Below are 14,127 nucleotides of genomic sequence, written 5' to 3'. Positions count from 1 at the left end.
CTGCTTCCAATGGTGATACATAAGGCCTAGGACATGATCCTGGGTCAATTGAGAGAAAACCAGGTATTTTCTATGAAAACATCGTTCAAAATTTCTGTTCTTGCCAGTGGAAGTAGGGGGAATGCCGCCCTTATCCAAGTTGGCCCGACGGCAATCCTCATCGATGCCGGGATTTCCTGCCGGCGGATTGTCCAAGGACTCAAAGAGAGGAACCTTTCGCCGCGTGATCTCGGCGGGATTTTTCTCACTCATGAGCATAAGGACCATATTGCAGGTCTTGAGGTTTTTGCACGGACCTATGGAGAGGTTCCCATCTTTGCTAGCGAAAAAACCTGGACCCGCCTTCCTTTTCGGCGTACCATGAACCGTGACCAGATGCGTGTCCTTCCTAGAAGCTGCGTGGTAGGCGGCCTCCGGATCCAACCTTTTTCAATTCCCCATGATGCCATTGACCCTGTCGGTTATGAGATTTTCTATAATGAACGCAAATGCACTTATCTTACAGACTGCGGCTTTGTGACAAAGACCTGTGAACAGGCCGTTGATGGAGCAGAAGCCTTGATCCTTGAGGCAAACCATGATGAGGATATGGTGCGGGGTGGTCCTTATCCAGCACCGTTAAAGGCCCGAATCCTCGGGCAGGAAGGCCATTTATCAAATCGTGCCGCGGCAGATCTCCTGGAGAAGGTGGATGTGCCGCCTGAGGTTGTCTTTTTGGCTCATCTGAGCGAAATGAATAACTCACCGCGCCTTGCCTATGATACGGTGAAAAGCGTCTTGGAAGACAATCCCAGGACGCGGGATGTGACCCTATATGTAGCCAGTCAAAAAGAGGCGGTCAGCAATTTTTCCTTGAAATAAGGTGAATCCATGAAAAAGAAGTGCTTGTTTCTCAGCGGCTTGCTTTCGGCCCTGCTCTTAGTGGGGGTATCGCCAGTCCAAGCCGCGCCGGAGGTATACCAAACAAAACAAGAGGCAGAGGCCGCCCTTAAGGCTCATGCCAAGGAAATCCACGAAAATACATTGCGCTATGGCGTCAGCGTAACAGAAGGCAGTAAGCTCGTCGAAGACAATCGTCTCTATAAAGATGGTAAGATGCCTCCCCTTACAGAGAAAATGGATGTTCTCAACGCTCTTTTTAGCAGTATGCTGAAAAAGGAGAATCTTGACTTGAAGGTCCGTACCCTTCGCGTAGCAAAAGATGAGGGAAAGGTTACCATTGGGAATCCGACCCTCTTTTTCCGAGCGGTCGACCTGTCGGATTATAAGATTGTTGAGCTTGGAAAGAATCGGCGCGTTGCCATACCCGTGGAGTTCATCGTTCTTCATCGAAAGGATGCGGAAAAGGCTTTGAGCCTCGTTCCGCTTGGCTATCTGGAAGAAGATAGGAATGGGAAGAAAACCTATGCTCTGCTTGATTTTGAACATTACAGTACAAAGGAACTCGGCGCCCTCAAGGAAACGAAGGACCTAGTGAAAGCGCGTCGGACAAAAATTGCTAAGGAAAGCCGTGATGAGGCCATCGCAGGCCTTCTATTTGCAATGAAGCAAGAATCTGCAGCAGCTCCTTCCAAGGCAGCTGCTCTGCAATAACAATAGAGGGGGAAGCCATCTATGAAAAAGCATATTACTGAGAAAACCCTGATGAAAAAGACCTTGCTTGCCCTTGCTGCCATGAGTGTCAGCATGAGCATCTTTGCTGCCGGCTGCGGCTTTGCGGGAAAAGCTCCGGAAAAGGAGAACTCGACGTCCAAGCCCGCTGTCACGCAAGAACAGAAAATGCAGGAAGTCGAAAAGAATATGAGCTCGGCGCGCAATACGCCGATTGTGAAGGCCGCCAAGAAGGTTGGTCCTACGGTTGTTGGAATCACAAACAAGGCCTTGGTACGGGATTATTTCAACAGGACCCAGCTTGTTGAAAAGGGCGTCGGGTCAGGTGTCATCTACAGTAAGGATGGGCTTATCGCGACCAATAACCATGTCGTCGAAGGCGCCAAGGAACTTGTAGTCAGTCTGCCGGACGGAAGGACTTATCCGGGCCGCGTGTTGGGGACGGATCCAACGACGGATCTTGCTGTTGTAAAGATTGATGCCAAGGAAGATCTGCCTGTTGCTGAATTTGGCGATTCCGACAGTCTGATGGTCGGTGAGCCTGCCATTGCCATTGGCAATCCCCTGGGTCTTGAATTCCGCGGTTCGGTTACAACGGGCGTCATCAGTGCTCTCAACCGTTCTGTCGATGTGGGGGAACGAAATTTTAAATTGATCCAGACCGATGCTGCCATTAATCCGGGCAATTCAGGCGGAGCCCTTGTCAACGCCGATGGGCAGGTCATTGGAATCAACAGTGCCAAAGTCGCCGTAAGCGGTGTCGAAGGCATTGGTTTTGCCATTCCCATCAACGAAGCAAAGCCAATCCTGGAAGCGCTGGCAAAAAATGGGCGGGTTGCCCGTCCCTTTCTCGGTGCCAGCCTCATCGATGAAGAAACAGCTCAGCGACTGGGGTTTGGACTCGATCTTCGGGGCGGTCTCTTTGTTGCGAAACTGGTGGCCGGCGGACCTGCTTATCAAGGCGGGATCAGACCTAATGACATTATTCTTAAGTTTAATGGAAAGGCTGTGAAGACCGTGGCCGCCCTTCGGGATGCCCTGAATGCCTGCAAGGTCGGTGACACGGTGCCTGTCACGATCCTTCGCGGCGATGATGAAGTGGATAAATCCGTGACGCTGACGGAAATCCCGAGGACCAACTCGTGATTCGCATCACCCTTGCCTGTGTAGGGCGCCTCAAGGAAGACTATCTAAAACGTGCCGAAGCGGAGTTTGTAAAACGTCTCGGCGCCTATTGTCAGCTTGAGACCAAAGTCATCATGGAGGAAAAGATGCCGGATCGGGTATCTTCCCAAGAAGAAAGGCAGATCCTTCAAAAGGAAACAGACCGTCTTTTACGGATCATCCCGGAGCATTCTTTCGTCATTCTCCTTGATCTTAGGGGAAAGGAACTTTCTTCCCCTCAGTTTTCGCAGAAATTGGAAGCTCTTATGGTCCAAGGTGTCAGCCACCTGACTTTTGTCATTGGCGGTCCTTTTGGGTATACCGATGAACTGCGGAAAAGGGCCGATTTTCGTTGGTCCTTTTCACCGCTTACTTTTACCCATCAAATGATTCGTATCCTTCTTTTGGAGCAGGTTTATCGTGCCTTCAAGATTATGCGAAACGAAAAATATCATCACTAAGGAACCTACCGTATGAATCGAAAAGTTGACCTACATCTTCATACCATTGCGTCGGATGGTAGCTGGACGCCCCGGGAAGCGGTTCTTGCCGCCAAAAAGGCAGGACTCGGAATCATGGCTGTGACCGATCATGATTCTCTTGGAAGCGTGGCTCCTGTCATGAAACTTGCCCCCAAAGAGGGCATCGAGGTGATTGCCGGCGTTGAGATGTGCAGTACTTATGAAGGGCGCTGCTTTCATATCCTAGGCTATGGGTTTGATTGCTCGAACCCTATTCTTCTAGCACATCTTGCCCATAACCGCCGTCTTTTGGAAGAAACGGATGAAAGGGCCATTGGAATCCTATCTGAAGAAGGTTGGCCCGTTTCCATCAAGGAGTATCGGGCCTATGTCTATGATCCGCGCCGCGGCGGTTTCAAGGCCCTCTTTTATCTCATCGATAAGGGGCTATGCCGGGATGTAAAGGACTTTTTCAGCCGCATCTTCATTAAGAAGCGGGGCCTTGATTTTCCTGTTTTTCCCTCTATCGAAGAGACCGTGGCGACCCTTCACAAAGCTGGCGGGGTGGCCCTTTTGGCCCATGCGGCAAGCCACTTTCATGGCCCGGGGCTTGCTAGGACTTTGGAGGCAGTAGGGGAAAAGCCTCTTGATGGCTTTGAATGCTATCATCCTGCCCACAGCAAGGAAGATACAAAGACCCTCCTTGCCTACTGTCAGCAGCACCATAAGCTCATCAGCGGCGGCAGCGACTGTCACGGCCGTTTTGTTGACGGGCGCATCATCGGTCATCCGGATATCCATGAATCGGAAATCCGCCTCTTCTAAAGAGGAACGGACCTATGGTAAAATAATTAGAGCGGACATGGCGCGCCTTTTGTGGAGCGCCTTTTTCTTTAGCACTGTCAAGAAAAGGGGAGAACAACATGACAAAAGCTAAGGTTTATATGACGGATTTTCGTGTTCCTGTGGGACTTAGCCTGCCGGAAAAGCTCAAGCGCCTGTGTCGTCGTGCGGGTATGGAAAAGGAAATTGATTTTGAAGGAAAGTATACGGCCATTAAGATGCATTTTGGGGAACTGGGCAATCTGGCATCCCTGAGACCCCAGTACGTCCATGCGCTGGCAGACCTTGTAAAGGAAGCCGGCGGCCTGCCCTTTTTGACAGACTGCAATACCCTGTATCCCGGCAGCCGTAAAAATGCGCTGGAACATCTTGAATGTGCAGCCCTAAATGGCTACAACCCGATTACAACGGGCTGTCAGGTCCTCATTGGTGATGGGCTGCGAGGCACCGATGAAGTGGAGGTCCCGGTTCCAGGAGGGGAGTATATCAAGAAGGCAAAGATCGGCCGCGCTATCATGGATGCTGACGTCTTCATCAGTTTGGCGCATTTCAAGGGCCACGAATCAACGGGTTTTGGCGGTGCCATCAAGAATATCGGCATGGGCTGCGGAAGCCGGGCCGGCAAGATGGAGCAGCACTCTTCTGGAAAACCTGTTGTCGATGAGTCGCTCTGCCGTGACTGCAAACGCTGCGCCAAGGAATGCGGTTCGGATGCCATCACTTACGAAAAGGGCAAGGCCCACATCGATAAGACGCGATGCACTGGCTGCGGCCGCTGTATCGGGGCGTGTTCCTTTGATGCCATTGAAACCGTGGAGTGGGATGCCAACGAGCTGCTTGACCGTAAGATGGCGGAATATGCCTTGGCCGTCGTTCATGGCCGGCCTGCTTTCCATGTGAACCTCATTGTCGACGTGTCGCCCAATTGTGACTGCCATGGGGAAAATGACGCGCCTATCCTGCCTAACCTCGGCATGTTTGCGTCCTTTGATCCTGTCGCCTTGGATCAGGCCTGTGCGGACGCCTGCCTTGCCGCTTCTCCCTTGATGAACAGTCAACTTTCTGATCATCTGGCCGAGAAGGGATGGGAGAACCATCAAGATCATTTTCTTGATAGCAATCCCCGTGTCGATTGGAAAACGACGCTGGAGCATGCAGAAAAGATCGGTCTTGGTACCCGCGACTATGAACTTGTGGTCATGAAATAAGGAGAAGTTATGTCCGATTATCAAATCAGCCCCGTCTATCCCGGCGATACCCGTACCTTGGCAGATGTTAAGGCTTTGCTGCAGCAGGAAGGAATTCGCCTTGATCCCCATGTGGATTACACTTGCGTCATGTACGATGAAGAGTACCATGCTATCGCCACGGGCAGCTGCTTTGGCAATACCCTGCGCTGCCTGGCTGTTAGCCATGACCATCAGGGTGAAAGCCTCATGAATGAGATTGTGTCCCATCTCATCCAGTATGAATATGACCGAGGAATCATCCACCTCTTCCTTTATACAAAATGTTCATCAGCCCTCTTTTTTGGAGATCTGGGTTTCCATGAAGTTGCCCGGGTGCCAGATCAGGTTGTTTTTATGGAAAAGGACCCGAATGGCTTTACCTGCTATTTGGATCACCTGGCGGGAAAAAAGACGCCCCAAGGGCGCATTGCTGCTATTGTAATGAATGCCAATCCCTTTACCTTGGGACACCGTTATTTGGTGGAGCAGGCCTGTAAGGAAAATGATTGGCTCCATCTTTTCATGGTCAGTGAAGATGCCAGCTATTTTCCCTATGCGGTCCGTAAGCGGCTCATCAAAGAGGGAACTGCCGACCTTAAGAATATCATTTATCATGACAGCGGTCCCTATATTATCAGCAGTGCCACGTTCCCCAGCTACTTTCAAAAAGATGATTTGGCGGTCATAGAAAGTCATGCCAACCTGGACCTTGCTATTTTTGTAAAGATTGCCGAGCGGCTCGGCATCAAGGCTCGCTATGTGGGGGAGGAACCGACAAGTACCGTCACGCGACGCTATAATGAAATCATGGCCCAGCGCCTTCCTGAAGCGGGTATCTGCTGCCGCATCATTCCCCGCAATGTAAAAGGCGGGGAAACAGTGAGTGCCTCAACGGTCCGCCGAGCCCTGCATGACGGGGATTGGGAGACCGTGGCCCGCATGGTTCCGGAAGTCACCCTTGCATTTCTACAAAGTGACGAAGCTCGTCCTATCCTAGCCCGCATCTGCAAGGATGACCTCAAAAATATTGTTCATTACTGATATCAAAGAGGCTGTGAAGAAATGATGGATTCATTTTTTGCGGCCTCTTTTTTCTTTTCTTGGTAATTTGATTTTTCCTTGGCAAGGTGGACATGGCTGTCTTGATGGCAGGACGTGGGAGGTAACGGCACGTGGGTAGAAGGAAAAGCCCCCAGGCAAGGCTCTCCTACGTGAAACGAATCCTTGTACGATGAGGCATGGATCCACGGTTTCCAAGTCATCTTTCTTAAGCTATGGGTTCACACTCTGTATCCATTCGGCCTGATTCCTGGTCTGAGGAATGACCAGTGTGCCCCTTGCTATTCCTACTGTTTTCGGGTATAATAAATTGTCAAAATTCCATATGCTCATCAAGAGTGGCGGAGGGAATGGCCCTATGAACCCACAGCAACCATGGCCTCATGGCCAACGGTGCTAAATCCTGCAATGTAATGATTGTAAGATGAGAGAAGATAAGGACTCTCATCGTGAGAGCCTTTTTTCTTACCCAAAGGAGGAATCATGAGAAAATTCTTTACGTCAGAATCCGTAACCGAGGGACATCCTGACAAAATTGCCGATCAGATCTCTGACGCTGTCCTGGATGCTATCCTTGCCAAAGATCCCTATGCCCGCGTTGCCTGTGAAACGCTTGTGGCAACCGGTCAGATCCATGTGGTTGGGGAAATTTCCACGGACTGCTATGTTGATATTGCCAAGATTGCCCGCCAGACCGTTATTGATATCGGCTATGACCGTGCCAAATACGGGTTTGATGGATCGACCTGCGGCGTCCTCATCTCCATTGATGAACAGTCCCCGGATATTGCTCAGGGCATCAATGAATCGGATGAAGCCAAGCAGGGTAAAGAGGACAGTGATGACAAGATCGGTGCCGGTGATCAGGGCATGATGTTTGGCTATGCCACGGATGAAACGCCGGAATATATGCCGCTTCCCATTTCGCTGGCCCACCGTTTGGCCCGTCGCTTGGCTGAGGTTCGCAAGAATGGAACCCTGCCTTACCTGCGTCCTGATGGAAAGACACAGGTGACCGTAGAGTATGACGGCGATTGTCCTATCCGCGTCGATACGATTGTTGTGTCGGCCCAGCACAGCGAAGAGGTCAGTCAGGAAACCCTGCGTCGGGATATCATGGAACAGGTCATCCGTCCCATTGTTCCCGAGGGGTTCCTCGATGAAAAAACCAAATACCATATCAATCCGACAGGCCGTTTTGTAATCGGCGGCCCCCAAGGTGACTCCGGACTGACAGGCCGGAAGATCATTGTTGATACCTATGGCGGCATGGCCCGTCACGGCGGTGGTGCGTTCTCCGGTAAAGATCCAACGAAGGTGGATCGTTCCGCTGCTTATGCAGCCCGTTATGTAGCAAAGAATGTTGTTGCAGCTGGACTTGCCAAACGCTGCGAAATCCAGCTTGCCTATGCCATTGGTGTGGCTCGGCCCGTTTCCATCAGCGTCAATACGTATGGAACAGGGGTCATCGATGATGCCCAAATTGCAGATCTCATCGAAGAGACCTTCTCCCTGACGCCGGCAGGAATCATTCGCAGCCTTGACCTGCGCCGCCCGATTTACAAACAGACCGCGACTTACGGACATTTTGGCCGGACAGACGTAGACTTGCCTTGGGAGCGGCTTGATAAAGTGGATGAACTGAAAAAGGCGTTGAATTGATATGGATTATGCAAAGGTTGCTGTCAACCTGCCCCTTAAGAACCTCTTCCGGCAATTTACCTACAAGGTTCCTCCCAGCCTGGACTTTATTGGTGAAGGCTGGCGGGTCGTGGTGCCTTTCGGACGGCAGCTCCTGGAAGGCTTCATCGTAGAGGCAGATGAAGCTCCTGATGCCAGCCTTGCAATCAAATCCATTGTCGACGTCGTCGGGACGGAACCTTGGTTTGATGAGGAGATGCTGGGAACTGCCCACTGGATTGCCCAGTACTACCTCTGTCCTTTGGCAGAGGCCCTGCGGCTTTTTATTCCTGGCAAAAAAAGCATTGCTGCCGTAGGACGCTACTATGCTGAGCCCGGTGCAGAAGGGCTCCTTTCCGAAAGGGAAAGGAGCCTTTACACCTATTTAGCCCAAGAAGGGGCCATGACACGCCGAGAGATTGCCCGTCTTGAGGGGGGGAAGGGGCCCTTAAAGGCCTGATCACCAAGAAAGCGGTTTCCTTGACCTATGAAGTTACCTATAAACTTAAGGAAAAATTCGAACGGACCGTTGCTCTTTCGACAGATGGTCTCGCCCAGAAAGAAGCGGGGATTCTGCGCGGGAAAGGACAGCTCCTTGTTCTTTCCCTTCTGCAAGGAACGAATCCGCTTCCTGTGCGTGTCCTTGAGGACCGCGGCGTATCAGCTGGCGTCATCCGGAACCTTGTGTCAAAAGGCATCCTTACCGAAGGAAAGCAGCGGGTCCTGCGTGACAGCTACCATGCGGACGCTGCTCCCAGGGATGAAATGATCCTTACCGATGAGCAGCAAGCGGCCATCAATGCCGTCGAAATCTGCCGCAAGAGGGGAACGTTCCATACGTTTCTTTTGCGTGGGGTGACCGGAAGCGGTAAGACCGAGGTCTATCTGCGCCTGACCGATAAGGCTCTGCGGGATGGAAAACAAGTCATGGTCCTGGTACCTGAAATTGCCCTTACGGATCAGATTGTGAAACGCTTCAAGTCCTGGTTTGGCAATGCTGTCGCCGTGGCCCATTCCAAATTATCGGCCTCGGAACGGGCTGATGTCTGGGACCGGATGAGAAACGGAAAGGCCCGCGTCCTGATTGGGGTTCGGAGTGCCGTTTTTTGTCCTTTCAAGGATTTGGGACTTGTCATCATCGATGAAGAACACGAAAGTACCTACAAGCAGGAAGAACGGCCGGGCTACAACGCCCGCCTTGTTGCCCAAGTAAGGGCCAACGCTCACGGTGCGCCTGTCGTCTTGGGTAGCGCAACGCCGGATCTGGAAACGTACTACTGGGCCCAAAAAGGACGCTATACGGAACTTATCATGAATGAGCGTGCCCATAAGGGGGCTCATCTGCCGGCCGTTTCCATTGTCGATATGCGGGAAGAGCTGCAAAAAGGCAATAAAAGCGTCTTTTCCGATACGCTCCGTGATGCCATTGAAGAGACGGTCAAGTCCGGTGAGCAGGCTATTATCCTGCTTAACCGCCGCGGTTTTTCGACTTTTGTCATGTGTCGTGACTGCGGTGAATCAATCCAGTGTCCCAATTGTGCCGTCGCCCTTGTGTATCATGCCAAACAGGCACAGCTTGTCTGTCATTACTGCGGTCACACAGAACCGGTACCTAAGGTCTGTCCCAAATGCGGGAGCAAACGGATCCGTTTTTTTGGAACGGGAACGGAAAAGGCAGAAGAGAGTCTCAGGACCCTCTGCGAAGGCATCCGTCCCTTGCGGATGGATCAGGATACGACGGCAAGGAAATTTTCCCATGAAAAGATCATGCGCGCTTTTCGCAGCGGCGAGTACAACGTCCTTTTGGGAACACAGATGGTTGCCAAGGGACATGATGTGCCCAATGTGACTCTTGTCGGAATCCTTTCTGCTGATTCCACCCTCAACTTGCCTGACTTTCGCAGCGGTGAGCGCTGTTTTGCCCTTTTGACACAGGCGGCTGGCCGAGCCGGGCGGGGGGATAAGCCGGGACGTGTTATTTTTCAGGCCTACGATGCGGAAAATCCTATCCTGCGCATGGCGGCCGAACAAGATTACGTATCCTTTGCCCGGGATGAGCTGAAGCAGCGTCAGGATCTTCAATATCCGCCGTTTGTGACCATGCTGAAGATGACGGTTCATCATGAAAGTGAGACAAAAGCCTTGGAACTTGCCCAGCGCTTTGTTAATGCCTTGGAAGCCTTTCAGTTGGAGTCTAAGGTGCCATACCAGATCCTTGGGCCCTTTCCGGCCCTTGTGCCCGTTGTTAACAGGGTCTGGCGCGTCAATGTCCTCATCAAGAGCCAGCATATGAAGCCAATCAAGGACTGGATCCGGGCTTCTGGATTTCTGGAAAATGGAAACCTATATTTTGATGTCGATCCCATCAGCGTTATCTAGAGGCCATTGCAGGGCCATCTGCAATGGCCCTTTTTGGCTTTGCGGCATTGCCGTCTAAAAACGTGCATTCCCCTGGTCATATGTGATAGAATAAAGGGTAAAATAACTGCGTCAAGGCCCACTTTTCCTGAGTGGGAAGAAAAAGACCGCATGAATGATAAAAAGGAGAGAACCATGTCCCTATTACCGATTGTAAAAGTTGGGGCTCCAATCCTTCGCGAGAAGGCAGAAGCCGTTACCCGTTTTGATAAGAAATTGGAAAAGACCCTGAAAGCCATGGCTGAATCCATGTATGCCAACAACGGCTGCGGCCTGGCTGCTCCCCAAATTGGCCTTTCCAAGCGTATGATTGTCATTGATGCCGACGATGGGGCAGGCATCCGGGAGTTTGTAAATCCTGTCCTTTCTGAATTCAAAGGCGAGGAAATCGATACGGAAGGATGCCTCAGCGTGGATGATTATGAAGGGGAAGTTAAACGCGCGGCTGAAGTGACGGTCCGGTTCCAGGACCGCAAAGGCGGTCATTGGCGCCTTACAGCAAGCGGGCTCCTAGCTCGTGCCCTGCAGCATGAATGTGATCATTTGGATGGGATCCTCTTCATTGATCGGGCCTTGAGCCTGAGCCCCAAAAGGAAGGCGGAATAAATCGTGAAGCTTGTATTTATGGGAACCCCGGAATTTGCTGCCTCCAGTCTCCGGGCCTTAGTGAAACAGCAAAAACATGAGATTCTTGCTGTTGTGACCCAGCCGGACCGTCCCAAGGGACGGGGCCATAAGCTGATGATGAGTGCGGTCAAGGAATATGCCCTTGCCGTGAATCTGCCGGTCCTTCAACCGGAACGGGTGAAAGATCCGGCCTTTATGGAAGAAATGAAGCGCCTTTCCCCTGATTTGATCGTCGTAGCGGCTTTTGGACAGTTCCTGCCCAAGGCTCTATTGGACCTGCCGCCTTTTGGCTGCATCAATGTCCATGCTTCCCTGCTGCCGGCCTACCGCGGCGCCGCACCTATTCATTATGCAATCTTAAAGGGCGAGAAAAAAGCTGGCGTGACCATTATGCAGATGGATACCGGAATGGATACAGGCGCCATGCTGGAAAAAGTTTCCGTGCCCATTGGGCCGGAAATGACGCAGGGTGAACTTCATGATGAATTAAAGGAAAAGGGCGCTGCCCTGCTTCTTCAGACCATTGATGACCTATCAGCAGGGACCGTGACCGCAGAACCCCAAGAAGAGACCAAAGCAACGTACGCATCGCTGATCACGCGGGATATGGAACATCTTGACTGGACGCTTTCTGCAGATGCCCTTCACAATCAGATTCGTGCCTTTAACCCCTGGCCGGGCACGTATACGATTCTGCCGGACGGCAAACGACTGAAGGTTTGGAAGAGCCATGTTCTTCCCGGATCGGCTGAGCAAGCTCAACCAGGACAGATCCTCGAGGCAGACAGCAAGGGCTTTCACATTGCCTGCGGCACGGGCGTCCTTGCTGTCCTTGAATGTCAGCCTGAAGGCAAACGGGCAATGGCGGCCCAGTCATTTGTAAATGGTCAGCAGATTGCAGTTGGAGAGATCCTTTCGTAAGGAATGATAATCGTGAGTAGACCTAAGAAACGGCTTTTTATTGTGCTTATTTCCCTTGCCGCCCTTCTTATGGGCGGAGCAGCGTATGGCCTGTGGCACATCATGGTTCCCGGTCTTGCCGCATTACATCCCGCCTTGCCCCTTGTTGTGGGTCTTGCAGTTCTTTTTCTTGCCCTCAGCCTTTTTGTGGGGATTGGTGGGATTGTCCTGGCCATTCTGGGATTCCCTACGATCCGGTTCTTTTATTTCTGGGCGTGGAATGTCATCAACCTGATTTACCCCATTGCTATCTTCCTTGGGGAGATGATGCACATTTCAAAGATGCGGATAGAGCAGTCTTTTATCGAAGTGAGCAACCATTTGGTCCGGCGCCAGCACATCAAAGTGCCTGCGGACCGTCTCATGATTCTCACGCCTCACTGCCTGCAGCTGGATACCTGTCCCTACAAGGTTACACGGGACATCCATAACTGTCATCAATGCGGTCGCTGCGGCGTTGGGGACCTGCTTCATCTATCCCAGAAATATGGCGTTCATGTCTATATCGTAACCGGCGGAACCCTTGCCCGGCAGGCCGTAAAGAAGGTGCGTCCGAAGGCTATCCTAGCCGTGGCCTGTGAGCGCGACCTTACAAGCGGTATTCAAGATGTCTTTCCCATGCCCGTCATTGGCGTCTTGAACCGGCGTCCCAATGGGCCCTGTTTCAACACCAGTGTAGATATTGATGCCATCGAAGAAGAAATCAAGACCTTTATCAGTGGAAAGGATAATGACCATGCATGATGCCCAAAATCCAAGGGAACTGGCCCTGCTTGTCCTCGATGAGATCTATGAACGCGGTGCCTATGCAAATCTTGCTCTGAATAAGGCCCTGAGGGGAAATGGGTTGTCTTCGCTCGACCGTAAACTGTGTACGGAACTTGTCTACGGAACCGTGAAGACAACGGGGACCCTTGATTGGTACCTGTGCAGGGTCATCAACCGTCCCTTTCGGAAGATGGCACCTCGTCTGCGCACCATCCTCCGTATGGGGGCTTATCAGATCCTTTATCTCGAACGTATCCCAGATTCGGCCGCTGTCAATGAGTGTGCCAACCTGGCCCGTTATTATGTGAATGAAAACAGTGTCAAGCTCGTGAATGGGGTCCTGCGCCAACTGTCACGGACCAAGGCTACATGGCAGTTCCCGCAGAAAGAAGAGGACGCGACACTGCGTCTGGCCCTTACTTATTATCATCCTGAGTGGCTCGTGCGACGCTGGAAGTTCCGCTTTGGACTTCCCGAAGCGGAGGCTATGTGTGCTTATGATAATGCAGTTCCGTCCCTTTGCCTGCGCGTCAATACCCTTTTCATATCCAGAAAGACCCTCTTGGAGCGGCTCCAGGCTGATGGCTGTGAGGTGGAACCTTCCAAATGGTCACCTGACGGGATTGTTTGCCGGCATTTACCCAGCCTTGAAACCCTCATGAAGGAATGGGGACGCTTCCTTTACATCCAAGATGAAAGTTCCATGCTGGATGCAGATGTGCTTGCCCCTAAACCGGGGGACTTGGTCCTTGATTTTTGTGCTGCCCCAGGCGGCAAGACAACCCATCTGGCGCAAAAGATGGAAAACAAGGGGAAAATCATTGCCATGGATATCCATGACCATCGTCTTACCCTTATTGAAGAAAATGCGACTCGTCTTGGGATCACGAATATCCGTGCCCTGCTTCATGATGGAACAAAGCCCCTTCCTGGTTTTGAAAATCGGGCTGACGCGGTTCTTGTCGATGCGCCTTGTTCGGGGCTCGGTGTCCTTAACCGTCGGGCAGAAGCGCGCTGGACCAAAAAGGAACGGACCCTCAGTCAGTTCCCACCCCTCCAGAAAAAGATCCTTGCCCAGGCCGCGGCTTGTGTGAAGCCCGGCGGCAGGCTCCTATACAGTACCTGTACCTTGGAACGGGATGAGAACAGCCGTGTCCGCACGGCCTTTCTGGAAAGCCATCCTGAATTTCGCAGCAAGGCCTTCCTCCATCCTGTGACGGGAGAGCGGGTGGAAGAACTCCAGATCCTTCCCTGGCGGGATGGTATTGATGGGTTCTATCTGGCCCTGTTTGAGAAGGTGGAATGAA

14 protein-coding genes and 1 riboswitch are annotated in these 14,127 nt (G+C 51.9%); all 14 genes read left to right on the top strand.

All coding sequences use genetic code 11. From position 1 onward, the window contains the following. Window positions 1-72 precede the first annotated feature (72 nt). On the top strand, window positions 73-861 hold the full coding sequence (locus HMPREF1246_RS02760; RefSeq protein WP_009016271.1) for an MBL fold metallo-hydrolase: 789 nt from the start codon (window positions 73-75) through the stop codon (window positions 859-861). A gap of 9 nt (window positions 862-870) precedes the next feature. Next, complete coding sequence (locus tag HMPREF1246_RS02755; protein ID WP_021736625.1) at window positions 871-1,593, top strand: hypothetical protein; 723 nt, start codon at window positions 871-873, stop codon at window positions 1,591-1,593. A gap of 21 nt (window positions 1,594-1,614) precedes the next feature. Next, window positions 1,615-2,757, top strand: coding sequence for a S1C family serine protease (locus tag HMPREF1246_RS02750; RefSeq protein ID WP_009016269.1), 1,143 nt, complete (start codon window positions 1,615-1,617; stop codon window positions 2,755-2,757). Continuing rightward, window positions 2,754-3,236, top strand: a complete 483-nt coding sequence (gene rlmH, locus HMPREF1246_RS02745; RefSeq protein WP_009016268.1) for a 23S rRNA (pseudouridine(1915)-N(3))-methyltransferase RlmH — start codon at window positions 2,754-2,756, stop codon at window positions 3,234-3,236. Before HMPREF1246_RS02750 ends, rlmH begins: the two co-directional genes overlap by 4 nt. Window positions 3,237-3,248: 12 nt before the next feature. Continuing rightward, window positions 3,249-4,061 carry a PHP domain-containing protein gene (locus HMPREF1246_RS02740; protein ID WP_021736617.1) on the top strand — a complete coding sequence of 271 codons (813 nt, stop codon included), beginning with the start codon at window positions 3,249-3,251 and terminating at the stop codon, window positions 4,059-4,061. A gap of 98 nt (window positions 4,062-4,159) precedes the next feature. Then, the gene (locus HMPREF1246_RS02735) at window positions 4,160-5,287 is read left to right on the top strand and encodes a DUF362 domain-containing protein (protein WP_021736623.1); all 1,128 of its coding nucleotides are present in this window, start codon (window positions 4,160-4,162) and stop codon (window positions 5,285-5,287) included. 9 nt (window positions 5,288-5,296) lie between these two features. Then, complete coding sequence (gene citC, locus HMPREF1246_RS02730; protein ID WP_021736620.1) at window positions 5,297-6,349, top strand: [citrate (pro-3S)-lyase] ligase; 1,053 nt, start codon at window positions 5,297-5,299, stop codon at window positions 6,347-6,349. Between the two features lie 344 nt (window positions 6,350-6,693). Next, window positions 6,694-6,798, top strand: a riboswitch (SAM riboswitch). Between the two features lie 49 nt (window positions 6,799-6,847). Further along, window positions 6,848-8,029: a methionine adenosyltransferase gene (metK, locus tag HMPREF1246_RS02725; RefSeq protein WP_367281724.1), complete on the top strand. Its 1,182-nt coding sequence runs from the start codon at window positions 6,848-6,850 to the stop codon at window positions 8,027-8,029. Between the two features lies 1 nt (window position 8,030). Then, the gene (locus HMPREF1246_RS10730; RefSeq protein WP_021736629.1) at window positions 8,031-8,507 is read left to right on the top strand and encodes a hypothetical protein; all 477 of its coding nucleotides are present in this window, start codon (window positions 8,031-8,033) and stop codon (window positions 8,505-8,507) included. 20 nt (window positions 8,508-8,527) lie between these two features. Then, entirely contained in the window at window positions 8,528-10,426 is a 1,899-nt protein-coding gene (priA, locus tag HMPREF1246_RS02720) for a primosomal protein N' (RefSeq protein WP_021736616.1), read from the top strand. A 174-nt stretch (window positions 10,427-10,600) separates the two neighbouring features. Then, window positions 10,601-11,071 carry a peptide deformylase gene (def, locus tag HMPREF1246_RS02715; RefSeq protein ID WP_016459963.1) on the top strand — a complete coding sequence of 157 codons (471 nt, stop codon included), beginning with the start codon at window positions 10,601-10,603 and terminating at the stop codon, window positions 11,069-11,071. Window positions 11,072-11,074: 3 nt separating this feature from the next. Beyond that, entirely contained in the window at window positions 11,075-12,013 is a 939-nt protein-coding gene (gene fmt, locus HMPREF1246_RS02710) for a methionyl-tRNA formyltransferase (RefSeq protein WP_021736612.1), read from the top strand. Window positions 12,014-12,016: 3 nt separating this feature from the next. Next, a complete protein-coding gene (locus HMPREF1246_RS02705) occupies window positions 12,017-12,796 on the top strand; it encodes a DUF116 domain-containing protein (protein WP_009015888.1) in 780 nt (259 codons plus the stop codon). Next, window positions 12,789-14,126: a 16S rRNA (cytosine(967)-C(5))-methyltransferase RsmB gene (gene rsmB, locus HMPREF1246_RS02700; RefSeq protein ID WP_009015887.1), complete on the top strand. Its 1,338-nt coding sequence runs from the start codon at window positions 12,789-12,791 to the stop codon at window positions 14,124-14,126. Before HMPREF1246_RS02705 ends, rsmB begins: the two co-directional genes overlap by 8 nt. Window position 14,127: the final 1 nt, after the last annotated feature.

The organism is Acidaminococcus sp. BV3L6 (assembly GCF_000468835.1).
GTDB classification, from domain to species: domain Bacteria; phylum Bacillota; class Negativicutes; order Acidaminococcales; family Acidaminococcaceae; genus Acidaminococcus; species Acidaminococcus intestini.
The sequence above is the reverse complement of the archived record's forward strand: the minus strand, read 5'-3'. Positions and strand labels throughout refer to the sequence as shown.

What these genes read in the sequence shown, in the direction of transcription:
- HMPREF1246_RS02760 (WP_009016271.1), top strand. Translation starts at nt 73, where the DNA reads ATGAAAACATCGTTCAAAATTTCTGTTCTTGCCAGTGGAAGTAGGGGG.
- HMPREF1246_RS02755 (WP_021736625.1), top strand. Translation starts at nt 871, where the DNA reads ATGAAAAAGAAGTGCTTGTTTCTCAGCGGCTTGCTTTCGGCCCTGCTC.
- HMPREF1246_RS02750 (WP_009016269.1), top strand. Translation starts at nt 1,615, where the DNA reads ATGAAAAAGCATATTACTGAGAAAACCCTGATGAAAAAGACCTTGCTT.
- HMPREF1246_RS02740 (WP_021736617.1), top strand. Translation starts at nt 3,249, where the DNA reads ATGAATCGAAAAGTTGACCTACATCTTCATACCATTGCGTCGGATGGT.
- HMPREF1246_RS02735 (WP_021736623.1), top strand. Translation starts at nt 4,160, where the DNA reads ATGACAAAAGCTAAGGTTTATATGACGGATTTTCGTGTTCCTGTGGGA.
- citC (WP_021736620.1), top strand. Translation starts at nt 5,297, where the DNA reads ATGTCCGATTATCAAATCAGCCCCGTCTATCCCGGCGATACCCGTACC.
- HMPREF1246_RS10730 (WP_021736629.1), top strand. Translation starts at nt 8,031, where the DNA reads ATGGATTATGCAAAGGTTGCTGTCAACCTGCCCCTTAAGAACCTCTTC.
- def (WP_016459963.1), top strand. Translation starts at nt 10,601, where the DNA reads ATGTCCCTATTACCGATTGTAAAAGTTGGGGCTCCAATCCTTCGCGAG.
- HMPREF1246_RS02705 (WP_009015888.1), top strand. Translation starts at nt 12,017, where the DNA reads ATGATAATCGTGAGTAGACCTAAGAAACGGCTTTTTATTGTGCTTATT.
- rsmB (WP_009015887.1), top strand. Translation starts at nt 12,789, where the DNA reads ATGCATGATGCCCAAAATCCAAGGGAACTGGCCCTGCTTGTCCTCGAT.